At 37.1% G+C, this 25,063-nt stretch carries 21 protein-coding genes; 10 read left to right on the forward strand and 11 right to left on the reverse strand.

Annotation, left to right across the window (positions count from 1 at the left end):
- Positions 1–123: 123 nt before the first annotated feature.
- From ligA to AC5P2S_RS13595, 3 genes are all read left to right on the forward strand, one after another.
- A complete protein-coding gene (ligA, locus tag AC5P2S_RS13585) occupies positions 124–2,127 on the forward strand; it encodes an NAD-dependent DNA ligase LigA (protein WP_494555241.1) in 2,004 nt (667 codons plus the stop codon).
- Between the two features lie 225 nt (positions 2,128–2,352).
- Positions 2,353–2,775, forward strand: a complete 423-nt coding sequence (locus AC5P2S_RS13590) for a Fur family transcriptional regulator (RefSeq protein WP_494555242.1) — start codon at positions 2,353–2,355, stop codon at positions 2,773–2,775.
- Between the two features lie 42 nt (positions 2,776–2,817).
- Entirely contained in the window at positions 2,818–3,414 is a 597-nt protein-coding gene (locus AC5P2S_RS13595; protein ID WP_494555243.1) for a methyltransferase family protein, read from the forward strand.
- 27 nt (positions 3,415–3,441) lie between these two features.
- On the opposite strand, the gene AC5P2S_RS13600 is transcribed toward AC5P2S_RS13595, so the two are convergent.
- A complete protein-coding gene (locus AC5P2S_RS13600; RefSeq protein WP_494555244.1) occupies positions 3,442–4,089 on the reverse strand; it encodes a DUF1349 domain-containing protein in 648 nt (215 codons plus the stop codon).
- A 211-nt stretch (positions 4,090–4,300) separates the two neighbouring features.
- Positions 4,301–4,861, reverse strand: a complete 561-nt coding sequence (locus tag AC5P2S_RS13605) for a sugar O-acetyltransferase (protein ID WP_494555245.1) — start codon at positions 4,859–4,861, stop codon at positions 4,301–4,303.
- Between the two features lie 105 nt (positions 4,862–4,966).
- Between AC5P2S_RS13605 and AC5P2S_RS13610 the strand changes: the two genes are divergently transcribed.
- Positions 4,967–6,178 (forward strand): S41 family peptidase, encoded by a 1,212-nt coding sequence (locus AC5P2S_RS13610; RefSeq protein ID WP_494555246.1) that lies wholly within the window; start codon positions 4,967–4,969, stop codon positions 6,176–6,178.
- A 6-nt stretch (positions 6,179–6,184) separates the two neighbouring features.
- Entirely contained in the window at positions 6,185–6,934 is a 750-nt protein-coding gene (locus AC5P2S_RS13615; protein WP_494555247.1) for a response regulator transcription factor, read from the forward strand.
- A 166-nt stretch (positions 6,935–7,100) separates the two neighbouring features.
- Here AC5P2S_RS13615 and AC5P2S_RS13620 read toward each other — a convergent pair whose 3' ends face one another.
- The 6 genes from AC5P2S_RS13620 to AC5P2S_RS13645 all read right to left on the reverse strand — a co-directional run bounded on the left by AC5P2S_RS13620 (position 7,101) and on the right by AC5P2S_RS13645 (position 13,773).
- Positions 7,101–7,538, reverse strand: coding sequence for a hypothetical protein (locus tag AC5P2S_RS13620; protein ID WP_494555248.1), 438 nt, complete (start codon positions 7,536–7,538; stop codon positions 7,101–7,103).
- A gap of 72 nt (positions 7,539–7,610) precedes the next feature.
- Positions 7,611–9,191 (reverse strand): DHA2 family efflux MFS transporter permease subunit, encoded by a 1,581-nt coding sequence (locus tag AC5P2S_RS13625; RefSeq protein WP_494555249.1) that lies wholly within the window; start codon positions 9,189–9,191, stop codon positions 7,611–7,613.
- Between the two features lie 83 nt (positions 9,192–9,274).
- Positions 9,275–10,390 (reverse strand): HlyD family secretion protein, encoded by a 1,116-nt coding sequence (locus AC5P2S_RS13630; RefSeq protein WP_283416529.1) that lies wholly within the window; start codon positions 10,388–10,390, stop codon positions 9,275–9,277.
- A gap of 45 nt (positions 10,391–10,435) precedes the next feature.
- Complete coding sequence (locus AC5P2S_RS13635; protein WP_494555250.1) at positions 10,436–11,740, reverse strand: TolC family protein; 1,305 nt, start codon at positions 11,738–11,740, stop codon at positions 10,436–10,438.
- Between the two features lie 31 nt (positions 11,741–11,771).
- Entirely contained in the window at positions 11,772–12,404 is a 633-nt protein-coding gene (locus tag AC5P2S_RS13640) for a TetR/AcrR family transcriptional regulator (protein WP_283416527.1), read from the reverse strand.
- Positions 12,405–12,666: 262 nt separating this feature from the next.
- Complete coding sequence (locus AC5P2S_RS13645; protein ID WP_494555251.1) at positions 12,667–13,773, reverse strand: DNA polymerase III subunit; 1,107 nt, start codon at positions 13,771–13,773, stop codon at positions 12,667–12,669.
- A gap of 209 nt (positions 13,774–13,982) precedes the next feature.
- On the opposite strand from AC5P2S_RS13645, the gene bamG reads away from it, so the two are divergent.
- From bamG to AC5P2S_RS13660, 3 genes are all read left to right on the forward strand, one after another.
- Positions 13,983–15,260 carry a BamG family beta-barrel-assembly machinery protein gene (gene bamG, locus AC5P2S_RS13650; RefSeq protein WP_494555252.1) on the forward strand — a complete coding sequence of 426 codons (1,278 nt, stop codon included), beginning with the start codon at positions 13,983–13,985 and terminating at the stop codon, positions 15,258–15,260.
- A gap of 93 nt (positions 15,261–15,353) precedes the next feature.
- Entirely contained in the window at positions 15,354–15,884 is a 531-nt protein-coding gene (locus AC5P2S_RS13655) for an LPS export ABC transporter periplasmic protein LptC (protein WP_283416866.1), read from the forward strand.
- Positions 15,884–16,939 (forward strand): anhydro-N-acetylmuramic acid kinase, encoded by a 1,056-nt coding sequence (locus tag AC5P2S_RS13660; protein ID WP_494555253.1) that lies wholly within the window; start codon positions 15,884–15,886, stop codon positions 16,937–16,939. Before AC5P2S_RS13655 ends, AC5P2S_RS13660 begins: the two co-directional genes overlap by 1 nt.
- Here AC5P2S_RS13660 and AC5P2S_RS13665 read toward each other — a convergent pair whose 3' ends face one another.
- Positions 16,940–17,326 carry an SRPBCC family protein gene (locus AC5P2S_RS13665; RefSeq protein WP_283416523.1) on the reverse strand — a complete coding sequence of 129 codons (387 nt, stop codon included), beginning with the start codon at positions 17,324–17,326 and terminating at the stop codon, positions 16,940–16,942.
- A gap of 36 nt (positions 17,327–17,362) precedes the next feature.
- Here AC5P2S_RS13665 and AC5P2S_RS13670 point away from each other — a divergent pair, with 36 nt between their 5' ends.
- Positions 17,363–17,974: an NUDIX hydrolase gene (locus tag AC5P2S_RS13670; RefSeq protein WP_494555254.1), complete on the forward strand. Its 612-nt coding sequence runs from the start codon at positions 17,363–17,365 to the stop codon at positions 17,972–17,974.
- Between the two features lie 15 nt (positions 17,975–17,989).
- Here the strand turns inward: AC5P2S_RS13670 and AC5P2S_RS13675 are convergent, their stop codons facing one another.
- Together AC5P2S_RS13675 and gldJ are read right to left on the reverse strand one after the other, a co-directional pair.
- Positions 17,990–19,261 (reverse strand): UDP-N-acetylmuramoyl-tripeptide--D-alanyl-D-alanine ligase, encoded by a 1,272-nt coding sequence (locus AC5P2S_RS13675; protein WP_494555255.1) that lies wholly within the window; start codon positions 19,259–19,261, stop codon positions 17,990–17,992.
- A gap of 84 nt (positions 19,262–19,345) precedes the next feature.
- Complete coding sequence (gldJ, locus tag AC5P2S_RS13680) at positions 19,346–20,953, reverse strand: gliding motility lipoprotein GldJ (RefSeq protein WP_283416520.1); 1,608 nt, start codon at positions 20,951–20,953, stop codon at positions 19,346–19,348.
- A gap of 158 nt (positions 20,954–21,111) precedes the next feature.
- On the opposite strand from gldJ, the gene porU reads away from it, so the two are divergent.
- Complete coding sequence (gene porU, locus AC5P2S_RS13685; RefSeq protein ID WP_494555256.1) at positions 21,112–25,050, forward strand: type IX secretion system sortase PorU; 3,939 nt, start codon at positions 21,112–21,114, stop codon at positions 25,048–25,050.
- Positions 25,051–25,063 lie beyond the last annotated feature (13 nt).

Below are 25,063 nucleotides of genomic sequence, written 5' to 3' on the forward strand. Positions count from 1 at the left end.
ACAGCTGTCATTCTGAGGCTCACGAAAGATAATCAATTAGATTCTCGAAGTGTCTAAATTTATAATTTTCTTGGTTGTAAACTTTGATGTTTTGGTTATTTTTGCTTTAAATAAATTTTCCCAATGTCCGAAAACATTCAGCAAAAGATAGAATCCCTGAGAGAAGAACTTCATCAGCATAATTACAGTTATTATATTTTGGATGAACCTTCGATTTCTGATTTTGAATTCGATGCTAAACTCAAAGAACTGCAGGAGCTGGAAACTGCGCATCCTGAATTTTTTGATGCCAACTCTCCTACTTTGCGTGTTGGTGGCGGAATTACAAAGAATTTCCCGACCGTCCAGCATCAGTACAGAATGTATTCTCTCGACAATTCCTATGATTTTGACGACCTAGAAGACTGGGAAAAACGAATCATCAAAACCATTGATGAGCCTGTAGAATTTGTAGCCGAATTGAAATATGACGGTGCTTCGATTTCCATTCTTTACGAAAACGGAAAATTGTCGCAGGCCGTAACACGTGGAGACGGTTTTCAGGGTGATGAAATCACTAATAATGTAAGAACGATTTCTGATGTTCCTTTGACTTTGAAAGGTGATTTTCCTGACCGGTTTTTTATCCGCGGCGAAATTTATCTTACCAGAAAAAACTTTGATAAAATCAATAAAGCTCGTGAAGAGGAAGGTTTGGATTTGTTTATGAATCCAAGAAATACCGCCAGTGGAAGTCTGAAAATGCAGGATTCCGGAGAGGTGAGAAAACGTGGATTGTCGGCCGTTTTGTATCAATATATTTCGGATGAATTTCCGGCAGATACCCATTGGGACATCCTGGCAAAAGCCAAAAACTGGGGTTTCCGGGTTTCGGAAGACCAGGCTAAATTGTGTAAAACATTGAATGAAGTAAAAGATTTCATCACATTTTGGGATACGGAAAGACACCAATTACCTTTTGAAATTGATGGCATTGTTTTGAAAGTTAATTCATTAAAACAACAAAGACAATTGGGTTATACAGCCAAATCGCCACGTTGGGCAATGGCTTATAAATTCAAGGCTGAAAAGGTGGAAACTGAACTTTTGAGCGTTTCTTATCAAGTTGGAAGAACCGGCGCTATTACGCCTGTTGCGAATCTGAAGCCTGTTCTGCTGGCTGGAACAACAGTAAAGCGCGCGTCTCTTCACAACGAAGATATTATCAAAAAACTGGATTTGCACGAGCACGATTTTGTTTACGTAGAAAAAGGCGGCGAAATTATCCCCAAGATTGTGGGTGTAAATATTGAGAAGAGAACGCTTTTGCAAACCCCAATCGAGTATATCAAAAACTGCCCGGAATGTGGAACTGAACTGGTAAAAATTGAAGACCAGGCGATTCATTTTTGTCCGAATGAGCTGCATTGTCCACCCCAAGTTGTGGGAAGAATGATTCATTATGTTTCCAGAAAAGCTTTGAATATCGAGAATCTTGGCGGAGAAACGATTGAGCAGCTTTATCGCGAAAAATTGGTTGAAAATCCTGCTGACTTTTATACATTGACAAAAGAGCAGCTTCTTCCACTTGAAAGAATGGCTGAAAAATCTGCTCAAAATATTCTGGACGGGATTGAAAAATCGAAAGAAGTTCCATTTGAAAAAGTATTATTCGGAATCGGAATTAAGCATGTTGGGGAAACAGTGGCGAAGAAATTGGTCAAGAATTTTTCTACGATTGATGAATTGAAAAATGCGACTTTGGAAGAACTTTGCCAGGTTGAAGATATCGGAATGAAAATCGCGGTCAGCATCACTGACTTTTTCCAGAATTCTGAAAACATCTTGATGATTGAGCGTTTGAAATCTTACGGCGTTCAATTGGAAAAAGGCGAAAACACCAACGAAGTTTTATCCAATGTCTTGGAAGGAAAAACTTTTCTATTCACTGGAAAATTGTCGCTTTTCACAAGGGAACAAGCGGAAGAAATGGTGGAAAAACACAATGGAAAAAACATCTCTGCCGTTTCAAAAAACCTCAATTATCTGGTGGTTGGAGAAAAAGCCGGAAGCAAACTGAAGAAAGCACAGGACATCGGTACGATTACAATTCTGGATGAACAGCAGTTTTTGGATTTGATTGGATAAAAAAGAAACAAGAATAAAGAGAAAAGATTAAAGACTTTGATTCGACGGACAAACTTTGTTGGTTATGTTGAATGTTAAAAAAGGTACAAACCCTTAGCCCTGATGGGAACGACATCCTTTTTTGACATTGCGGGGAAAAGTTCTACAGATTGCTTCACTTCGTTCGCAATGACAAAAAAGATATAGTGGACAGCAGGTTCCCGGCTCCTAAAAATTAATTTTCTGATGAGAAATGAGATTGAAAATAAACTGATAAACAAGAATACCAAACCGACGAGTATGCGGATTTTGGTGTATGATTTCTTGGATTCTCAGGATGTGGCTTTGTCTTTGTCGGAGATTGAAAATCAGTTTGAAAATGCCGATAGAATCACGATTTACAGGACACTGAAAACGTTTGAGGAGAAAGGAATTGTTCATAGCATCCAAGAAAACAACACCACAAAATATCGCCTTTGCGAGGACGATTGCAACGAAAATACACACAGCGACAGGCATCTGCATTTCTACTGCAAAATCTGTAAACAGACGACCTGCAAAGAGAATGTGACGTTTGCAGACCACCCAAATATAGGTTTCCGAATTGATGAAGTTCGGTTTTTTGCGAAAGGGATTTGTGAAAACTGTCTCGATGAAACTTTGCAATAGTGTTGCACTTTCCACAGCTTTAATTTTGTACAAAAATCAGCTATGGAATTATTGATCAAAATCTTTTTACCCACTTATTTTATTCTATTTTTCGGGATTTCTTTTGTTGCGAAGACAATTATTGTTGCCAGAAGAATCAAGAAAAACCCTTTGGTTTTGCCCCAGGACGAAAGTGCTTATTCGCTAGTTGGAAATTATTTCAAACTTTGTCTGGTTGGGATTTTCGTGTATGTTATTTTGTTTCCGTTTTTGTCGGAAAGTTCTTTTCTTCCTATTGACTTTCTTGATGTCGAGTTCCTGAAATTCGTTGGATTGATATTCATGTTGTTGGCTTTGATTTGGACGATTGTTGCTCAGAATCAAATGAAAGATTCCTGGAGAATCGGGATTGATAATGATATGAAAACTGAGCTGGTAACTTCGGGATTGTTCTCTGTTTCTAGAAATCCTGTTTTCCTGGGAATGGTTGTAAGTTTGGTCGGTCTTTTCTTTCTTACACCAAATGCGATTTCTCTATTATTTTTGATTCTGGGTTATGTATTGATTCAGGTTCAGATAAGACTGGAAGAGGAATTTCTCTATAGACAACATGGGGAAAAGTATCTGGATTATTTGATTAAAGTAAGAAGATTGATATAAAAATGCTCCAGATTTGGAGCATTTTATTTATTGATTCTTCTTCAGCCATTCCAGTCGTCTTTGGTCCGGCAAATGTTTGACCGAGAAGTTTTCGAAAGTCGCTTTGAAGCCATTGCCATCCGGACTTGCAGCCATAAAACCGACCTGAACAGGCGTATTGTCCTGCAGATAAGCGTTCCGCATCATTACATAATCTTTGTCATCGAATGAGTAGAAAATTTCCACAGCATCCAATCTTCTGACGGCTTTGATCCAGACAAATGGCGGCGTTTTCTCCAGAACAATTACGCTCCAGTCGCTGGTTTTGTGTGTTACAACTGTACTGAGATTGAATTTCCCATCAACGAACTCAACGCCGGCTTTGATGTAATTCTGTTCATCAATTCTAAGCATCAGTCCCATTTGGTCAAATCGGGCTTTGTAATTGCCGGTGATTTTAACTTTCGTTTCGAATTCTCCACCGTAAGTTGAATAATAGAAAGGCGCATCATCAACCGTAAAACCATAATGCGAAATTCTCCAATAATCGCTTTGTGGCGTGACAGTCATTGTGAGTTTTTTGTCTTTGATTTCCCATTGGGAAGGCTCATTGAACCAGGTCATCTTTTCCAGAGATTGTGCTTTTATTTGGAAAAGAGCCAACATCAGAATTGATGCTAATATAATTTTCTTCATTCTTAATATAATTTTAAACGCAAAGTTTTTTAGTTTGATTCAATGCAGTAACCGTCACAAAGACGTTTCACTCATCAATGTCAAGTAGTTATATTAAACCACAAAAGACACAAAAGAAATTCAGATGGTTATTAGTTGGGATTATGAGAAAATAATATGAACTTTAAATATTCCTGAACCCGTACTTTAATGCCTTTTGTGGTTTTTATTTTCATATTTCCCTGATAACTTTACAAGGATTGCCGACAGCCAGAACATTGGCAGGAATATCTTTTACAACAACGCTACCTGCACCAATGACAGCATTATCGCCAATGGTAACACCAGGAAGGATGCTGCAACCTGCGCCAAACCAAACGTTATTGCCGACTGTAATGGGTTTTGCATATTCCAGGCCCGTGTTTCTGGTTTCTACATCCAAGGGATGATTGACCGTGTAGAACCCACAATTGGGCGCAATGAATACATTATCTCCAAAAGTCACTTTGGCACAATCGAGAATCACTACATTGACATTGGTGTAGAAGTTTTCCCCGATTTCTATGTTGTAGCCATAATCGCAGTAGAAAGGCTGCTCTATCAGGAACATTTTTCCTGTTTTGCCGAATAGCGTTTTGATAATACCTTTTCGCTCCTTCATTCTGGACGGCTGAATCTGATTGTAGCGGAAGCACGAATCCTTACTTCGCTGTCTTTCCTCCACCAGTGCTGCATCATTCGCATCGTATAATTCGCCGGAGAGCATTTTCTCTTTTTCGTTAAGATTATTCATTGTATTTTTACATATTAGCAAGGCAAATTTAGGCGCTTAACTATCAATAATCAATACTGATAAATAACCATTTTTTGATTTAAAATAAAAAAGACCAAACAAGTAATGAATCCATTCGATAGAATTTTCAATCTTAAAATAAAACTAATCTTCCCAGTTATCATGTTTCTTGTAAATAACTGGACTTCTGCCCAGACAAAATACCAGAAAGATTTCAATGAATTTTGGACAGATATCAATGATAATTACGCCTATCTTGACCAGCAAAATATTGACTGGAAAAAAGTGAAGGAAATCTACGAGCCTCAATCTTCAAGGATTTCCAATGATGATGAATTCATTACATTTATCGAAAATGTTTTAAACGAATTGTACAACGGGCATTCATCCTTAAATATCAATCTACCAAATTCCAACAGATTAGTCCCTTCCGGATCGGATTTGTATATCGAAAAAGTTGGCAATAAATACATTATTAAGGATCTCAGAAAAGGATTTGGGGCTGATTTGGCAGGTTTAAAAATCGGAATGGAAGTTACCGCTTACAATGGAAAATCTATTGATGAGCAACTAAAGAAGTTCTTACCAAAATTTACAACCCAACATAACCGAAAGATGTATCAATATGCCATTGATATGCTGTTTGCAGGAACTCACGATATTAAAAGAGAAATTACAATTGTCGAGAACGGAAAATCGAAAACTTTTTTTCCCATCACCTATGGAAACAGTAATGAACTGCTTTTCAGTAAAGTTCTGAATGATACTACTGCCTATATCAAAATCAATAATTCTTTAGGAAATACTAATCTCATTGCAGAATTTGATAAAACATTGGATAGCTTTTTCCAGTTCAAAAATCTGATTATTGACTTAACTGAAACTCCTAGTGGCGGCAATTCTACTGTTGCAAGAGCGATAATGGGACGATTCACCAATCAGATTTTGCCTTTTCAGGTTCACGAATTTGATGAAAAAGAATTTGAAACCAAAAGACATTGGGAAGAATATGTGACGCCACGCAAAACAATTTATAATGGTAGAGTTTATATTCTGGTTGGGCATTGGACGGGAAGCATGGGCGAAGGGATGGCAATTGGTTTTGACGGAATGAAAAAAGCCGAAATTATCGGAACCCAAATGGCTGGTTTGCTTGGTGCAATCTCTAACTTCCAAATGACCGAAACAAAGATTGGATTCCAGTTTCCGACGGAGAGATTATATCATATCAATGGAATACCAAGAGAAAATTATGTTCCTGAAATCCTGACCAAAAATATCGAGGAAACACTTCAAAAAGCGCGAGAGATTAAATAATTATTGATGAAGAATATCCAGTCTGATTTGAATGAGCAATTGTTGCAACAGGATTTTGTTCCCGAAACAGAGCAGTTGCAGCTGGAGCAATGTCAGATAATGGCTCAGAATTTTGTGGAACTTGAAAACGGCATCGCTATTCTGAGTGACCTAAAGAATAATAAAAGCTATATCTATTCCGGCAAAATGGCAGATGAATTGAATATCTTCAGGAATCAGAATCAGCTTGAAATCGAAAGCATCTGGGAGGATGAACTGTTCACCGTGTTGAATGCTGACGATGTTTTACATAAACATATCCTGGAACTTCAGTTTTTCCAGTTTATTAAAACGGTTCCTTTTAATCAGCGAAAGGATTTTTCTGTCATTAGCAGATTAAGATTGGCGCAGGGTAAGAAATCGTTGTTCCATAAGATGTTTTACTTTTCGGATACTCATCATAAAAATGTGGAGCTGGCGCTTTGCCTTTATCATTTCGATTTCTTAACGTCCTCAGATTACACAGGAATGATTATCAACACAGCTGAAGGCAGCATTATTCAGCAGACCGAAGTGGAGAATTCTAATTTCCTTTCTGTCCGTGAGAAGGAAATCCTGAACATGATCCAGTTGGGAAAAAAGAGTAAAGAAATAGCGGATATCCTCTTTATCAGCATCAATACCGTGAACCGGCACCGACAAAACATCCTTGAAAAGATGCGGGTTTCTAACACTACAGAAGCCTGCACACTGGCCTCTAAACTGAGGTGGATTTGATTTTAAGTTTAGTTTTTTTAGCAGAAACAGATTTGCGGCTGCGCATGGAATCACTCATGGCCGCAGTGAAGAAGCAAAGGCTGCGCAGCGAATGACCAACCGATGCGCAGGGATCTTACATGAATAATTTCCGGACAATCAGGTTGGTCAGAAATTCTGTAACAAATTATTTATCACCTGTCATCTCCTTTAGGTTTTCGTCCTTCATCCTGGCTTCTATTTTTTCGACTTTCAGGCTCTGTCTCAGGTAGCCGAAGAGGCTCATATACCAGTTGGCAATCCAGACCAGCGAGAAGAACGCCAGCAAGTAGCCGCGCCAATCATCGTATAATAACTGAAATCTGGTGATAATCAAAAATATAATACTGATGTAATGGCTGAAACAATACTCACAGGTGAAAAGGTAGAAGAATTTTCGCTTAGCAATGGATTGCGTACTGCCACATATTTTCTGGCAGTATTCCCGGGGTTCACGGAAGATTTCCTCGTGCGTGACTGTCCATGCGATGCAGGCTATGGGAATGGCAATCAGGAAAAGATAAATTATTTGAGATAAAAGAGGCGTCATAACATTGATTTGAACTGAATTGTAGTTAACTAACATTAAAATCAATGCCAAAAAAAACTCAGAACCAAATAGAGATTCTGAGTTTCTAACAAATAACTAAAAAATAAACTAATGAACCGAGCTTAGGTCGATTTTTTCGCCTTTGCCTTTTCTTTCCCGTACGAACAAAACGAACGGAATGCATATGAGGAACATCAATCCCAAATAAAGAAAAACGTCCATATAAGATAACACGGTCGCCTGTTTGGTTACAGAGAAATCGAGCATCTGGTAAGCAGCATTCAATGCTTTATCAGGTGTGTAGCCTTTCGCTATAAAACTAGCTTTGAGCGCAGCCACTCTCTGCTGAACATCAAAATCGTTGACATCCAGGTGCGCCACAAGATTGCTCCTGTACAGCTCGCTCTTATTGGCGATAAAAGTTGTAATAGCAGCAATACCGAATGAACCGCCCAGCTGGCGCATCATGCCTGTGAAAGCAGCACCCTGTCCAATCTCCGGACCTTTCAGCGTGCTCAGAGACAATGATGTAATTGGTATGAACAATAGCCCCAATCCCATTCCCCTTACTATCAGCATCCAGAAAAAGGCATCCTTCCCTGTGTCGGGTGTCAAAATCTTATAGCCCCAGAAACTGTAGATGAAGAATATCAACAAGCCCAATGCTACCAGAATCTGCTGTTTTGCACCTTTGGTCAGCAATTTTCCGATGATCGGCATCATAAAAGCAGTTGTCAAGGCTGCCGGAATCATCAATGCACCTGATTGCAATGCCGTCCAACCCAGAATACTTTGTGTATAAAGCGGGACAATAAATGTAGAACCATATAAACCGAATCCCAGAATGAATGACATCACTGTTCCGATCCTGAGATTTCCGTTTTTAAGAACTCGGAGCTCTACAATCGGGTATTTGAAGGTGAGTTCCCGCCATATGAACAGGACAAATCCTACAACGGCCGTAATGGTCAATGCAACAATGGCTTTACTCGCAAACCAATCATCCTCGTGTCCTCTCTCCAAAATGTATTGCAAAGAACCTACGAATGCAGCCAGTAATCCAATTCCAATCCAATCGACATCCGAAGCCGAACGTTTCTCGGAATATCTAGGGCTTTTCACAAATTGTAAAGTCAATAATGTGGCAATAATCCCCAACGGAATATTGATGTAAAAAATATAAGGCCAGCTGTAGTTATCTACAATATAGCCTCCCAACGGCGGACCAAGTGTTGGGCCGATAATAACACCCAACCCATAGATAGCCTGGGCCATACTTCTTTTTTCGATAGGATAAGATTCCGTAATGATGGTTTGTGAAGTCACCAAAAGTGCTCCACCACCAATTCCCTGACACAAACGGAAAAATACCAGCTCCCAAATATTGGTCGCATTACCGCAGAGAAAAGAGAAAACTGTGAATATGATGACAGATGCCGCAAAGTAATTTCTACGCCCAAACTGCTGAGACAGCCAGCTCGTCATCGGAACAATAATCACGTTACCGATAGCATAAGCCGTAATCACCCAGCCTACTTCGGATAATGTTGCTCCAAGGTTACCTTTCATCTCATTCAGCGCCACATTCACAATCGTGGAGTCCACAATTTCCAGAAGCGCGCAAACGATGGCGGTAATAGTAATAATTACCCTGCGAAATCCATATTCTACTAATGAATCGTCTTGCATAATTTTTTAGATTTAGGTTTTAGGGATATGGTCATAGCGAAAAGTATATTAAACCAATATTTAAAACCTTATTACTAATACTTCTATTTTAGAGAAACGACAGTTTGAACATTCATCCCGACACGAAGTTTTTTCATAATATCCGGGTTAAGATTGTCGAAAGTGATTTTAACAGGAAGTCTCTGAACAACTTTCACAAAGTTACCGCTTGCGTTATCCGGTGGAAGCAATGCAAATGCAGAACCTGTTGCGGGAGAAAATGAACTGATGGTTCCCTGGAATTTTTGGTCAGGATAAGCATCGATTTCGATTTCTACTTTCTGCCCTTCCACCATTTTCTCCACCTGAGTTTCTTTGTAATTGGCGACTACCCATTTCTGATTGCTCATCACCAGACTGAACAGCTGTGAACCAGCCTGGATAAACTGCCCAACCTGAACCGGAATTTTAGATACATAACCACTTTCTTTAGCTGTTATCACTGTATAAGAAAGATTCAGTTTTGCATTTTCGACATCCACTTGTCTTTGTTTTAATTGAGAGTTAGCAATTCCGATATTCTGATAAGTGGCATTAGATTGTGAGGTCACCACGCCAGTCTGAACATTCGCCTGGTTTTTCTGGTCCACAAGAACTTGAAGTTGTTTTTGGGCTGACTGATAAGCAGCCAAAGCTTGTTCATACTGTTGCTGCGTAATAGAATGATCCTTTACCAGTTCAGAATATCTTTTCATATCCTGCTCGGTTCTCCAGACATTGACTTTAGCCGCTTCGATTTGAGCATTTGCGGTTTGAACTGCCGCTCTTGAATTTCCGATTCCCGTTTTTGCTGCTTCCGAACCAGCCTGTGCTGATGCCACATTGCTCTGTGCTGTTCCCAAAGCTGCTTCAGCCTGCTCCAATGCCATTGTTTGGTCTCTGTTATCGAGAACGACAAGCGTATCTCCTTTTTTCACAAATTGATTGTCTTTTACCTTTACTTCAGCGATATAGCCTGAGATTTTAGAGATGACCGGGCTGATATCTGCCGCGATTTGGGCATCATCTGTTTCCTCATGAGACTGGCTGTATTGATATTCTCTCACGCCGAAGAATGCACCTGCTAAAATTGCAACTATTAATACGATGTAAAAAACAGGGCTTTTTTTCTTTTTTGCAGGAATCTCTCCTTGTTCGAATTTTATATTGTCTTGTGCCATTATTATTTGTTTAAAGTTTTTTGTTCTGAGTTTAAATTTTATTTATTATTGATTACCATTAATGACTCCTGCTGTCTGTAATAGTTTTTTGTGAGCCAGAGCTGCATCCGCTTTAGAAGTCACAACATTGACATTAGCTGTGATTTTTGCCGTATCAGCATCCAGAAGGTTAGTAATAGTTTCCAGGCCGTTGTTATACTTATTAAGTGTGATTCTGTAATTTTCTTCTGCCTGTTCCAAAGCCCTTTGATAAACATCTATTTTTTTGTGGGCATAAAGATCATTCTGATAATCGCGTTTCACTTCCAGCGTCACATTATCATTCAGTAAGTCATTGCTTGCAGCCAATTCCTGTTCTCTAGCTTTGGACTGCATCAGACTCGAATTCTTTTTCCAGATATTGGATAGATTATAAGAAATCCCGACTCCGACATTCACTGCATTAGTAATGGTCAATAGTTTCGGAATATCCGCCGCAACGTAACCGCCTGTAAAAGCTAAAGAAGGAAGATTTTCCGCCTTAGCAGCTTTAGTTCCCAGCGCTGCCGCTTTTCTCTGGTAATCCAAAGCCTGGATATCTTTCCTGTTCTCTCTTGCCAGATTCAGGTAATAATCATCCGGTTTCGCAAGATCATCTGCTCCTATATAATTAGAATCAACCTCAATTTCCGTGTTGTCAGGAAGTCCCAAAAGCAAATCCATATTGATATTGGCAATGCTGTAGTTATTCTCTGCTTCCATCAATTGCAATTCGATATTTGAGGTCTGCAGCTGAGCTTTGAGTCTGTCATTTTTAGCAATCACACCGTTGTTTTCCAGCTTGATGAAGGATTGGTCTCTTTTCTGCGATGAAGCCAGATTTTCCTTCAACAATTTCACTACTTCCGATGCCTTGAAAAGATTGTTATAGGCTTGAGAAATATTATAGGCAATTGCATTCTTATCGTTTTCAGAATTCAGCTTCGATGCTTCTACAAGATATTCCGCAGATTGGATTCCGTACTTGATTCTACCGCCAGAATAGATAGGAACAGAAAGGTTGGCTGAACCGTAAAGCACATTGCTAACCTTGGGTCCGCCGCCTGACATTCCGGGAATTTTAAGATCAACATTCGGTTCAAGAGGAAGATACATATAACTTCCGGAAACTTTGAGCTCCGGTAATTGTTTGTTCTTTGCTTCCAGAAGGTTCGCGGTAGACTCTTCTATTTTTGCTTGATCTATCTTTAGATTTTTGCTGTTTTCTATTCCTAATTTCACAGCTTCATCCAGACTCAACACTCGTTTTTCCTGAGCGGAAACCGAGTAGAAGGTCCCAACAATTAATGCTGTTGTTAAAAATTTATTCACTGTATTATTTATTGTTAAGGTTTGAGTAATGTTATTCTTCTTTGTAGCCGACCATTGCTCTTACAATAGCCTTCACATGACTTCTGACTTCCTGGAAATATTGATTTTCATAATGTTTCTCGTCAAAATCAGGATTGTGTTTTTTCAGATATTCCTTATACAATTTCATCCCGTGCATGGCATTGAATATTGTTCCGGAAATAGTACACTGCAACAGATGGTAGGAAGGTTTTACTGTGAAAATTCCTTTTTTCAACCCTTGCTCTATAATCTTTTGGTTGATTTCTATGTAATTGATTTTCGAATCCTTAAGAAAACTCTGGATATTTTTGTTTTGACTAATAACTTGCTGAGTGTGAACCAGTAAAAAGAAATCTCTCAATCTCTGAACACGATTCACAAAATTGTCAATAAAAGCATCAATTTTCTGGATTTCGTTCAGATCATTATTTTCCAAAATATTCTTGGCGAAATTAAGTCCTTCTTCCATTCTCCACTTGAACAGTTCTTCCATTAGATTTTCCTTAGAACCGAAGTAATACGAAATCATCGAAACATTTACTTTTGCTTTCGTTGCAATATCTCTTACAGAAGTTCCATTATAACCATTGGCGGCGAAGAGTTTTTCTGCAACCATCATAATATGTTCTTCTTTTGTTGGCATAATTAATTTTTTGACGACGCAAAGTTAAATCAAAACAATCATTCAATCAAACATTTGTTTGATTAATTTTTTATTAAGAATACATTGAATTTGTCTATAATTTCAAAACCTTGATTAACAGAAGAATATTTTCAATAGAAATTCCCTAGAAATGAATGTTTATAGCAATAAAATAGAAATACGGTGAGCTCCGTAAGAGCGACACCTATTCAATACTTGAAAAATGATCAAAAGATGATCAATTTTTACAAAATGGCAAAAATCAATTCGCAGATTTATGAATATATCTTGTCAATTTTATTCCCATATCCGTAAGGACAATCTTAGAATTGGCATTTCTGGAAATGTGGTAAGACGCATCTGTAATTTCTTCAACAATAGAAACAATATTCGCTCCATGAATGAATTTGGAAAATGAATTCCAATTGAAATTTCCTTCACTGAGTTTCTTATAAACAAGATTATCATTTCCGTAATTCTGAAGCATGGCCAGACGGAAAATATCAATGCAATAATTAAGAAATTTCATTTGCTTTTCGCGATTCCAATCGGAGATTTGACGTGCCCATTTTACGATTTCTCTTAGAACTTCGGGTTTCTTTTTGGCCTGAAATGCATTTCGAACCCACTGAATGAACAACGTTTCGAATTCCGAAGCACCTTCATTATTTTCCGAAAGTGATTTAGCAAGATTCCAATCACCTTGTGCCTGATAAGCAATTTCTTTTGCTGATTTATGATTTTGAAGACTTGTTAAAATGTCATCATCACTGATTCTCGGGACATTAACGATCTGACATCTCGATAAAATCGTTGGCAAAATATCATTGGTACTAGGAGCACAAAGAATGATGAACGTATTCTTCGGGGGTTCTTCCAGGAATTTCAGGATTTTGTTAGCAGCAGCATCATTCATTTTGTCAGCCCTCCAGACAATAAGAATTTTACTTCCGCCTTCAAAACTTTTCAGATTGAATCTTTGTCCGATATCTTCGGCTTCGTCAGCAGAAATGAAGAATTGCTTGTTCTCAGATTCCAGAAAACTTGTCCAGTCATCAAAAGAAGAATAAGGATTTTCCAAAACCATTTCCCGGAAATTGTCGAAAAAACGTTTACTAAGCGAAACATTCTTCTCAGAAAAAACCGGAAAACTGAAATGCAGATCGAGATGATTGAGATTCTCAACCTTATGAACAGATGCAGGGTTTTCCTTTTCAAAAATCTCCCTGGCCATAGCCAAAGCCAAAGGTAAAACACCAAAGCCCTCTTCTCCTACAAAAAGCTGCGCATGCCCTACTCTGGAATCCTGAATACTATCCCGTAAAAGATTTTTGATGGATTGCTGACCAATAATCTGTTCCCATTTCATATGAGCAAAGATAATATTTTCGCCAGAAGTCGGAAGTTGAATATCAGAAGTTTTTTCCGGAAATTACATAAAAAACAAATTATCTTATATCCTATCCAAATTATCGGGAAATAACATCAATCTATCGCAACTACTTAACAAACTTTAACCCAAATATATTTTTGCAATTCATTATTAATTAAGATATTTGCGCATTGAAATTTTAAAGGATGAAGAGAATTTTTGTTTTATCATCATTGGTAGCAGGATATTTCCTAAACGCTCAGAGTATCGGTAACTCGCCATACGGAGCTTATGGAATTGGAGATGTAAAATATGATAACACAGTCGATATTAGCTCTATGGGAGGTATTTCCACAGCTTATATTTGGGATTTTAATAACAATTTTAATTTCCGAAACCCAGCTGCAAACACCAATCTGGAACTCACAACTTTGAAAGTTGAAGGTACAAACGAGAATAATTATTACAAGTCTGACTATAATAATATGAGTAGCAACAAACATTCTACTTATCTCTCAAATATTACCATAGCTTTTCCTATTACCAGAAAAATAAAATTCGGGATGGGTTTCCAGCCTTATAGTTCCAAAACTTATAATATTCTGACATCATCACAGCTGAATGAAGATGGAATTACAGAAGCGCACCACTTCCACGGCGAAGGAACTCTTAATACAGTTCAGGCCGCTTTCTCTTACCAGATCAATCCGGAATTTGCGGTAGGTTTGAGATCTAACTTTTATTTCGGTAAATTATATGACATCGAAGAGGTAGCATTCACCGGTGCAGAATTGACAAGCGGATATTCCAACAGCTACAGGATCGAGTCGTTTAACTTTACACTGGGTACAACTTACCAGAAAAAACTGGCTAACGACCACAAACTAACAGTTGGTGCCACTTATACCTTTGGTAATACGGGAAATATGAAGAGTACTTATACAAACAGTACTTATTATTATCTGCTTGGAGAAACCAAGGCCTATGAAACCATTATTGATCAGCAGGTTAATTACGACAAAAAATTCCTTCCACAAGAAGGTTCTTTGGGTGTAGGTTATGGAAAAGACACCAAATGGTTTGTCGGAACACAGCTGGATTATAAAAAAGGTGAAAACTTCAATTTCCTAGGACAGACATTATCTTATCAGGATTCTTACAGATATTCTGTAGGAGGTTGGTATTTGCCAAACTTCAATGATTTCCGATCTTATTTTTCAAGAGTAATTTATCGTTATGGTGCATATTACGAAAAAGGTAATCTTCAGGTTAACGGATCCAGCATTAACAAATATGCTGTAACTGCAGGTGTAACTTTACCATTTGAAAAAAGTACTATCAATCGCATGAACAGTATCGATCTTGGAGTAGAATTTGGAAAAAGAGGAACACTTAATAATAATCTGATTCGTCAAAATTTCATAAATTTGAGAGTTGGAATCAATTTCGCAGACAAGTGGTTTGGAAAGAGACTCTACAACTAATGCTATAAAAGACCGAATACTGATAATCTAATGAAAGATTATTGCTTCAAAATATTTAACCTAAAAACATCACAACAATTCTTTTTGTTGCTGATGTTTTTTCTTATTCAGTCTTGTGAAGAAGATCTGACTAAAATCAATCAAAACAAGAAAACCAACTTTGCATCTCAGGTTATTTACAACGGTAACATCATTCAACGGGACTCGGGAATTGTCAAAGTTAATTTCAAAGCACCACTCATCGAGAAATATGAACTGATCGATTCTCCTTACATCGAAGCGAAGAAAGGAATCTACCTCGAATTTTTTGATAAAAAATCAAAAGATCCGGGAAAAATCTGGGCAAAGTATGCAAAATATAATGAGAAGAAAGACTTCTATTTTGCAAAAGGAAGAGTGAAAGTCATTACAACAGAAGGTCAGACCTTTGTCATGGAAACCATAAACTGGGATAAAAGGAATAAAAAAATGTATACCAAAGACACCGTTTTTGTGTCTGATAAAGACGGAAACATCCTGGTAGGTTCCCACGGAATGATTGCTAAAGATGACTTTACGGAATATACTTTCTTCAATAATTCCGGAAGTTTCAATTCTACCAACCTGCCAGCTACCAGCAAGTAATGGAACAGCAAATTTTCTATGCAATCGGTCTGATGTCAGGAACAAGTCTTGACGGATTGGATATTTGCTATACAAAATTTACCCGAAAAGAATCGATATGGAATTTCGAAATTCTAAAATGTGCAACACTTCCCTATTCTTCTGAGCTAGAAAATAGTTTGAGAAATGCTATTCATATTTCCAGCGAAGAACTTCTGAAACTCAATTCAGATTACGGATTCTATCTCGGTGAACAAGTTTCCGAATTTATTTCAAAACATAATATTCATGATCTTGACCTGATTGCTTCGCATGGGCACACCATTTTTCATCAGCCTCAGAAATTTTTCACTTTACAGATCGGCGACGGAAGAGCCATCAAATCAAAAACCAATAAAACTGTTATCTATGATTTCCGAAGTCAGGATGTCATTTTGGGTGGAAACGGTGCGCCTTTGGTTCCGGTTGGAGATGAACTATTATTTTCAGGATTTGATGCGTGTCTTAACCTTGGTGGTTTTTCTAATATTTCGTTGAAACGGGATGGAGAAAGAATCGCTTTCGATATTTGTCCTGTTAATATTCTTCTCAATGATTTCGCTCTCCAATTAGGAAAGAAATATGATGAGAATGGCGATCTGGCAAAAGCAGGAATGATTGATGAAAAGCTGTTAGACGAATTAAACCAATTAAGTTTTTATTCTGAAAAGCATCCGAAATCTCTCGGAATCGAATGGATTAATGACAACATTCTACCCTTAGTTCAAAATCAAAAAGTTGAAGATTTGCTGGCGACTTTCACAGAACATTCAGCCGTTCAGATTGTAAAAATTCTGAATGAATATGATGTCAGAAGTGTTTTGATAACAGGCGGCGGAGTTTATAACAACTATCTTATAGAAAAGATAAAAGCAAAGACCAAAACCGAAATCCACATTCCTGAAAAGGAAATTATTGAATATAAAGAAGCTTTGATTTTTGCTTTTATGGGAGTTTTGAGATTACTTGATCTCAACAATGTTTTGTCATCAGCAACGGGAAGTTCAAGAGATCATTCTTCCGGTTTGATTTGCTGATTACAATTGTTCAATCTTATCAGTCAAAGAATTGATAAAATTCTGAAGCGGTTTTTCTACCATCATTTTGATAAACGGATTAAATTTTCCTTCGAATAATAGCTGTACTTCAGTTTGATTATCGCTCACAGGATTCATTGTTCCGGTTAAAGCAAAATCAAGACTTGAGCTTGCAGACTTCAGAACAACTTCTTTATCAGAAACATTATCTATTTTAAGTGCAATTTCCGGCATCCCTTTCAGCCCGAATTTGAAACCGTCTTCTCTCGCTTCAAAATTCTGGAGACTGTCCGGCATCAGATCTTTGTAATCCTGAGGATTTTTAAGCATCTCTGCTAATTCTGATGAAGATTTATTTACAATAATTTTTCGTCCTTCTAAATTCATTTTTATATTTTTGTATTAATATTAAAAGCCTTACAAATGTATAAAGTTTTTATCAATGAGAAAAAATTAATTTTGAGTTCTGAGCCTCAAAACAGTCCTAAAACACTGAATTACGATGGAACGCATAGCTTTGATTTCGCCATTGATCTGCTTGAAAATACTGCATCGCAAGGCTTGAATATTTATCATAATGATATTGATCAACTCTGGGCAGATTTTGGTAATTATTTCAAAAAAATCGATGCTGCCGGCGGAATTGTAACGAATCTGGAACACAAGATCCTCTTCATCCACAGACTAGGAAAATGGGATTTACCAAAAGGTAAAATCGAACCCGGAGAATCCAGAGAAGTGGCTGCTGTAAGGGAAGTTGAGGAAGAATGCGGGATTTTTGATCTGCAGCTCAAAGATTTCATTAATTCCACTTATCATATTTATACAGACAGAGACGGCAAAAAAATCCTGAAAACAACTTATTGGTTCGAGATGTTTTATGCCGGAACGGAGACTCCGATTCCTCAAATAGAAGAAGGCATCAACGAAGTAGGCTGGAAAAACGAAGAACAAATCGAATCTGAGATTTTGCCATCAACGTTTCAAAATATCAAATTAATCCTGAATGACTTCAAAATTAAAAATCCTCAATAAGTTTGAGGATTTTTTTTATATATAATCAATGATTTTCTCGAGCGCAATTCCGCGTGAAGCTTTCAGAAGAATATTATCTTTTTTAATGGGATTAATTTTCAAAATCTCAATCAATTCCGATGTATTTTCAAAAGCATTGCCGGTTTGATTAACTTTTTTGAAATTTGGTCCAACAGTTATGATTTCGTCAAAGCCACAAGAATTGGCAAAATCCAGAATATTCTGATGCTCTTTTAGACTTTCCTCGCCCAATTCCAGCATATCACCAATGATAATCAGCTTGCTTCCTTCGAAGGTTTTAAAATTTTCCAGAGAAACCTGCATACTGCTTGGATTGGCATTATACGTATCCAAAACCAGAGTTGTATTATCTTTTTTCTGGATCTGAGAACGCATATTGGAAGGAAAGTAATTTTCTATAGCGGCCTTGATTTCATTAATATCCAGACCAAAATAAAGCCCTAAAGCTACAGCTGCAGAAATGTTATCGTAGTTATATTTCCCAGTAAGATTGGAAAAAATGTCTGTTCCATTGTAATTGATGCCAACAAAGTGCTCTTTGAAAACCGGCTCAAAATTATAGTCAGAATCCGGAGTTCCGAACGTTATTTTATCATAATAATCTCCAGTTTTTTCTACCTGGATCTTATCATTATTATTAACCAGGATCTTCTGCCGATTTTCTTTGAGATAGTTATAAAGTTCGGACTTACCTTTGATAACACCTTCAAATCCGCCAAAACCTTCAAGATGAGCTTTACCAAAATTGGTAATATAACCGATGTTTGGCTTTGCAATTTTACAAAGAAATTCGATCTCTTTCTGATGATTGGCGCCCATTTCTATGACAGCAATCTCATGCTCAGATCTTATAGAAAGTAAAGTCAAAGGAACGCCAATATGATTGTTAAGATTCCCAAAAGTATATTGAACTTTGAATTTTTCTGCAAGAACATTGCTGATCAACTCCTTAGTTGTAGTTTTTCCGTTACTTCCAGTCAATCCAATAAATGGAATTACTAATTGATCTCTATGGAAGATTGCGAGATTTTGCAGGAATTCTAAAGTAGAAGCAACATAAAAGATATTATTATCCGGATCAGAATATTTTTCATCTTCAATGATAACGGCCAGCGCACCATTTTCAATGGCTTCTTTTGCTTTTTCTGCAGCATTATAGCTGTCTCCCGAGAAAGCGAAAAACAAGCTTCCTTTTTCGATCTTTCTGCTATCTATAACCACATTTTTGCTCTGTAAAAAGACCAGATAAAACTCATTGATATTCATAGCTCAAAAATATTAAAATGCCACAATATAAAAACAAAAAACAGCAGATTTTTCTGCTGTTTTTCAATTTATAATATCCTGATATTATCTTTTTGTTCTTCCGGCTTTGTTATTCTTAGCATCCTGCGCAACACGGAAACCAATCCAACCGTAACCTTTTGTCTGATTTTTGAATCTTCTTTGACCCGGATCTAACCAATATGCTGAATCTAACCAAGAACCCCCTTTCACAACTCTACTGTAATCATTGATCTGAGACGTTGCTTTCTTTTTCTCTTTTTGTAAAACTACGTTACCATTCTTATCAACAATGAATTTTGGCTTTACAGAATTATACATATTGAATTCTGTACTATCACTAGGAGGAGTTCCACCTGCATCTAACGAAGACTGATAATCACCATCTCTGTAATTTCTATTATCTTCCAAAGTCTTCCTTTCGAACTCTCCTGGCAGACCTTTGTAAACCAAACGCCCATCAGCCAGCGTATCATATTTGATTTCTGTATTGCCAACTTTTTTGTAGGATCCGTCATCATTTCTAACAGACTGTACAACAACATTACCCCTATAGTAATTGAAATCACTGAACTCTTCATCAATCATTGGTCTGTAGATATCCGCTACCCACTCTGCAACGTTACCATACATCCCGTAGATTCCAAGATCGTTAGACGGATATTGCTTAACATCAGCAGTTGTAGGAGCTCCATCATTTTTCCAACCTGCAACTCCGGAGTAATCTCCACGTCCCATTTTGAAGTTTTCAAGATACATTCCTCTGTTTTTACCTTTTTTACCTTTAAGATTTGTAATTTCTGTATTCTTACCAAGGTAATTGTTGTATTCTCTGTTTTTTTGAAGACCAAGCGCAGCAAACTCCCATTCTACCTCTGTCGGAAGCCTGAATTTTTCTACAAGTCCTGAACTAGCATTTCTGTTAGCAGCAGCAATTTTTTCATTCGTAGTTTTGATTCCGCTTCTTTTTTGAAGTTTCTCTTTATCAACATATGAATCAAGTTCAGGATCATTGGACTTGAACTTATCCATGTTGAAAGTAGCACCAGCTGTTGCAGCTTTATCTGCAGAATAGATATCTTTTGATATAACGCCTTGCTTCATAAGAGCTCTTTCATTAGCTCTTTCTGTCAACCAGTCACAATATTTTGTAGCTTGTAACCATGACACACCCACCACAGGATAATAGTCATACTCCGGAGATCTGAAGTAAGTCTCTGCATAATCGTTACGGGATAATTTGTTATTCCAAACCAAAGTATCTGGTAAAGCCCCTGTATAGATGTGCTTAAAGCTAGGATCTGACGAAGGAAAAACAAACTTAAGCCAAGTCGTGTATTCTCTATATTCAGAGTTTGTAATTTCTGTATCTCCGATGAAGAAAGAACTTACCTGCATTCTTCTTGGCGTATTATTCCAATCATGCATAACATTGTCTTCTACTAGTCCCATAGTAAAAGTACCACCTTCTACATAAACCATTCCTGGCCAAGCTTTTGGTTTTTGCTGCTTACCAGAGAAGAACCACCCGTCTTTTTCATTGGGTTTCCAACCTGTTTTGCTCACAAAACCTTTTGTGCCACCACCTTTTTTGGAGTTACCCCCTCCTCCACAACTTATCAAAAGTAGTGTAGTGCTAAAAGTAATGATCGAAAACAACCTAATTTTTTTCATAATAGATATAGAAATTTTCAGAGTACAAAGAAAAAATAAATTCTTTAATTAATCAAATATTGAATGCTTTTTTTTAACAGAACGCAATTAAATTATTTTTATTATATACCATTTTTTTAAAAAAATCGTTTATTTTGTAATCTTAATAAATAACATTGATGAAATTCAAATTTTATATTATCTCTTTTTGCTTTCTTTCTATTTTGGCTTTTGCTCAAAAAACCACTATCAACTGGGACGGCAGCAAAGAAGTGGATTATGGTCTGGAAAAGCTTATATATCCGTACTTTACAAATTATAATTATCAGGTAGATGCCAATACTATCTATGTTAATCTTAATATTAAAACAGATAATCAGTTGAAATTAGATCAATTCCAATGGCAGGAGATGCCTTCAAAGGATATTAAAGATCTTAAGATTAACTCACTCTCGTCAAATCCCTCAACAAGCGTAAACTATTACTTCAATGAAAACGAAAATGCTCAAAATGCCAATGTAAAAGTTGAGGCTGTAAAGGTTCAGAATAATAAAATTTATAAATTAATTTCTTTTAACATTAATCAGGTAAAAGAAAAAATTTCTGACCTATATAAAGGAAGCAATAAGTATGGAAGCACTGAAAACCCGCTGAAGTCCGGAACTTTTTATAAAATTAAGGTTGACAAATCCGGTATTTTTAAAATTACAAAACAGTTTTTACAACAAAACGGAATCAATCCGGCCAGTGTTAATCCTAAAAACTTTAGAATCTATGGTAATGGTGGGATTATGTTGTCGGAGTATAATCAGGACAAACGCTATGATGCTTTACAGGAAAACGCAATCCAAGTAATCGGCGAAGAAGATGGTGTCTGGAATGATAATGATTACGCACTATTCTACGCACAGGGACCGAATGGTTATAATCTATACGACACCTCCAACGGTAACGGAAAAAAGAGAACGGAATTCAGAAGGCTCGGAACGCCTAATAATTTTATCAATATCTATGAGGACTATTCTTATTACTTTATAAATTTTGATATCGGTGCAGGGAAAAGGGTTCAGACGGTAGATAATAACCTTCCTCAGGATTTGATTACCCGTTATGATGATTATCAGTACATTAATGAAGAAAAATTTAATCTCGTAAAATTAGGAAGAACATGGACTGGTGATGCTATCCCCGGCAATAGAGAAATAACTTTTACAACAAGATCTCCGATCCAGACAGATGATGTCATCCGTTTCAAAACTCAGGTTATAGGTTACAATGCACAATCGGGAAAAATAACTTTCAATGTCAATGGTTCTCAGGACACAAGACCTTTGAACAGCTCAGCGGCTAATTTTGAAAGAATAATGTATGAGTCTGCACTATTCAATCAAAGTGGAACAACTATCAAATTTAATTATACAACAGATATAAGTGCTAACCCTAATGCATCTTTTTATTTTGATTTTGCAGAAGTTCAGTATAAGGAGAATTTGAGTTTTAACAATACACAAATGAACTTTAGGGATTACGATATTGTAACCGGATCGGGTGATTTGTATGGGTTTTCTGTGTCTAATGCCTCCGGAATAGATCAGATCTGGGATGTTTCCGATATCACCAATGCAAAAAAAGTAACTAATAAAAATTCACAAAACTCGACATTCAATTTTGGATATATTGCTGATAGCGAATTTTTTAACAATGAATTCACTGCTTTTAAAAATTCCGCAGCTTTCGAACCAGGTTTTGTAGGCAGAATTGACAATCAGGATCTTTCCTCTCTTAAGAATGTTGATTATCTGATGATTACCCAACCTTCTTATATAGCTCAGGCTCAGAGATTAGCGGCTTATCACCAAGCGAAAAATGGTTATAATGTTCAGGTTGTTGATGTCAACAAAATATATAATGAGTTCAGTAGTGGCGGAAAAGACATTACTGCAATAAGAGATTTTATAACTAAACTGAATACACCGGCCGGATCACTGAAATATGTGTTTCTACTTGGAGATACATCATATGACTTTAAAAACCGTGTTGCTAATAATACAGATGTAATACCTAGCTATCAAAGCGAAAATAGCGCCGATGTAAAAGGTTCTTTTGTTACAGATGATTATTTTGTAATGACAAGTCCTCAGTCTTCTACGGATCTTTCGCAGATCATTCCTGATATACCAATAGGAAGATTGCCGGCTGACAATGTTCAGGAAGCAAAAGTAATGATTGATAAAACATTAGCTTATTATAATGCTTTACCCGGACAGTCAAGCCCTTTTGGAGAATGGAGAATGAAGCTGGATTTTGTAGCTGATGATGATTTTGAGGGAAGCGGTCCTAACAACATTCCCGGTCCGTTCCATTATCTTGTAGATTACACCATAAAACAAAACTTTGAGACCAATACGGATAAGCCTGAATATAATATAAGAAAACTTTATCTGGATGCTTTTCCGGCAGTGACAAGTGCAGGCGGACAGAGATATCCTCAAATTAATCAAGCGATTACGAATGATGTCGGCAATAGTTTATATTTATTTTATTTCGGGCACGGTGGGATCAATGGTTGGGCACAGGAAAGAGTTTTGACATCAACGGAAGTTCAGGGATTCAATAATTATACTTCTGTATATAGCAGGTTTCCTTTAGTATCTACCATTACATGTGAGTTTACACTTTGGGATGAACCAAGTACGAACTCTGTTGGTGAGCAACTGATCAAGCATACCAGCGGAGGTGCCGCTACAATGATTACATCCAGCCGGGCTATATCAGTAGATTATGGAAGAAAGTTCACACTTCTTTTTACTGATAATTTATTCAAATTGTATAATGATGATTTTATTTCTTTAGGTGCAGCGCATTTGTTAGCCAAAAAGCAATATAAAACCATATACAGTTCTTCCTTTGATCATCTTAGAGTTAATTTTTTAGGCGATCCGGCAATGAAAATGAGCAGACCTAAAAGACTTTTAAAAATTGATAATATTGAAACTCCGGTCCCTAACCAAATACGAGCATTGGATTTTGTTAAGGTTCATGGTCAAGTTACAAAAGCAGACGGGACTTTGGATAATACATTTAATGGACGTGTTGCCATCAATATTTTTGATAAAAAGATCACTAAAAAGACACTCAATAACGACAAAGTTTCTGAGCTGAATCAATTAATGACTTATTCAGAAGAACCAAGTGCTATTGTAAAAGCTTCAGGCAAGGTTGAAAATGGTAAATATACAGTAGAGTTCTATGTCCCTAAAGATATTAACTACGAAATAGGTGATGGAAGAATGCTGGCTTATGCAGAAAATTTTGAAAATGCGAAGATTAACGCCTTTGATGTTTTCACCAATCAGGTTCAAAAAGTCGGAGACATCAACCCGAACGGTATCAATGATTCTGAGCCTCCAAAAATAAATCTGTATATGAATAATACCAATTTTGCCAACGGAGGAATTACAGATCAGAACCCGATGCTCCTGGCTTGTGTAAGGGATAATATGGGTATCAATTCAACCGGTGCGGGAATAGGACACGACATTACAGTAGTTCTGGATGGCGATGTAATCAACACAACAGCTTTGAACGACTATTTTGCTTCCGGAGATGGTAATGGCTGTAGTTATGCAGATCTGAATGATTATCAAAAAGGATCTGTAACTTTCCCTTTCAGAAATCTGACGCCGGGTGAACACCAATTGGTTTTCAAAGTTTGGGATATCAACAATAATTCTACTAGCTCTACGTTAAACTTTGTAGTAAAAGATGAATCCGAAAAGAAATTAACCGTTAACAGACTTCTTAACTGGCCAAATCCTTTTACTAATAAAACCTATGTCCAGTTTGAACACAATTGTGATGATATTCTGGATGTCAATGTTCAGATCTATACGATCACGGGAAAAATAGTCCGTACTTTATCTGCAAGTATCTCGGCTGAACCATTTTTAGAAGGTTTCAGAACACCAAGACAAGCAATAGAATGGGATGGAAAAGACGATTTCGGCGACACGGTTGCAAAAGGTACATATATTTTTAAGATATTTGCACGCAGCCAAAACCAGGAAAAATGTTCAGGAAGCGCAACTGCTGTTGAAAAAATGGTATTATTAAAATAAAAACTTGAAAATA

The organism is Epilithonimonas sp. 33E, from assembly GCF_059372615.1.

Excerpts from the sequence above, each read along its gene's own strand:
- AC5P2S_RS13630 (WP_283416529.1), bottom strand. The coding sequence starts at position 10,390 with ATGGCACAAGACAATATAAAATTCGAACAAGGAGAGATTCCTGCAAAA.
- ligA (WP_494555241.1), top strand. The coding sequence starts at position 124 with ATGTCCGAAAACATTCAGCAAAAGATAGAATCCCTGAGAGAAGAACTT.
- AC5P2S_RS13665 (WP_283416523.1), bottom strand. The coding sequence starts at position 17,326 with ATGAATTTAGAAGGACGAAAAATTATTGTAAATAAATCTTCATCAGAA.
- AC5P2S_RS13675 (WP_494555255.1), bottom strand. The coding sequence starts at position 19,261 with ATGAATATCAATGAGTTTTATCTGGTCTTTTTACAGAGCAAAAATGTG.
- gldJ (WP_283416520.1), bottom strand. The coding sequence starts at position 20,953 with ATGAAAAAAATTAGGTTGTTTTCGATCATTACTTTTAGCACTACACTA.
- bamG (WP_494555252.1), top strand. The coding sequence starts at position 13,983 with ATGAAGAGAATTTTTGTTTTATCATCATTGGTAGCAGGATATTTCCTA.
- AC5P2S_RS13645 (WP_494555251.1), bottom strand. The coding sequence starts at position 13,773 with ATGAAATGGGAACAGATTATTGGTCAGCAATCCATCAAAAATCTTTTA.
- AC5P2S_RS13660 (WP_494555253.1), top strand. The coding sequence starts at position 15,884 with ATGGAACAGCAAATTTTCTATGCAATCGGTCTGATGTCAGGAACAAGT.
- AC5P2S_RS13670 (WP_494555254.1), top strand. The coding sequence starts at position 17,363 with ATGTATAAAGTTTTTATCAATGAGAAAAAATTAATTTTGAGTTCTGAG.
- AC5P2S_RS13600 (WP_494555244.1), bottom strand. The coding sequence starts at position 4,089 with ATGAAGAAAATTATATTAGCATCAATTCTGATGTTGGCTCTTTTCCAA.
- AC5P2S_RS13605 (WP_494555245.1), bottom strand. The coding sequence starts at position 4,861 with ATGAATAATCTTAACGAAAAAGAGAAAATGCTCTCCGGCGAATTATAC.
- AC5P2S_RS13655 (WP_283416866.1), top strand. The coding sequence starts at position 15,354 with ATGTTTTTTCTTATTCAGTCTTGTGAAGAAGATCTGACTAAAATCAAT.
- AC5P2S_RS13620 (WP_494555248.1), bottom strand. The coding sequence starts at position 7,538 with ATGTTAGTTAACTACAATTCAGTTCAAATCAATGTTATGACGCCTCTT.
- AC5P2S_RS13625 (WP_494555249.1), bottom strand. The coding sequence starts at position 9,191 with ATGCAAGACGATTCATTAGTAGAATATGGATTTCGCAGGGTAATTATT.
- AC5P2S_RS13590 (WP_494555242.1), top strand. The coding sequence starts at position 2,353 with ATGAGAAATGAGATTGAAAATAAACTGATAAACAAGAATACCAAACCG.
- AC5P2S_RS13640 (WP_283416527.1), bottom strand. The coding sequence starts at position 12,404 with ATGCCAACAAAAGAAGAACATATTATGATGGTTGCAGAAAAACTCTTC.
- AC5P2S_RS13615 (WP_494555247.1), top strand. The coding sequence starts at position 6,185 with ATGAAGAATATCCAGTCTGATTTGAATGAGCAATTGTTGCAACAGGAT.
- AC5P2S_RS13595 (WP_494555243.1), top strand. The coding sequence starts at position 2,818 with ATGGAATTATTGATCAAAATCTTTTTACCCACTTATTTTATTCTATTT.
- porU (WP_494555256.1), top strand. The coding sequence starts at position 21,112 with ATGAAATTCAAATTTTATATTATCTCTTTTTGCTTTCTTTCTATTTTG.
- AC5P2S_RS13610 (WP_494555246.1), top strand. The coding sequence starts at position 4,967 with ATGAATCCATTCGATAGAATTTTCAATCTTAAAATAAAACTAATCTTC.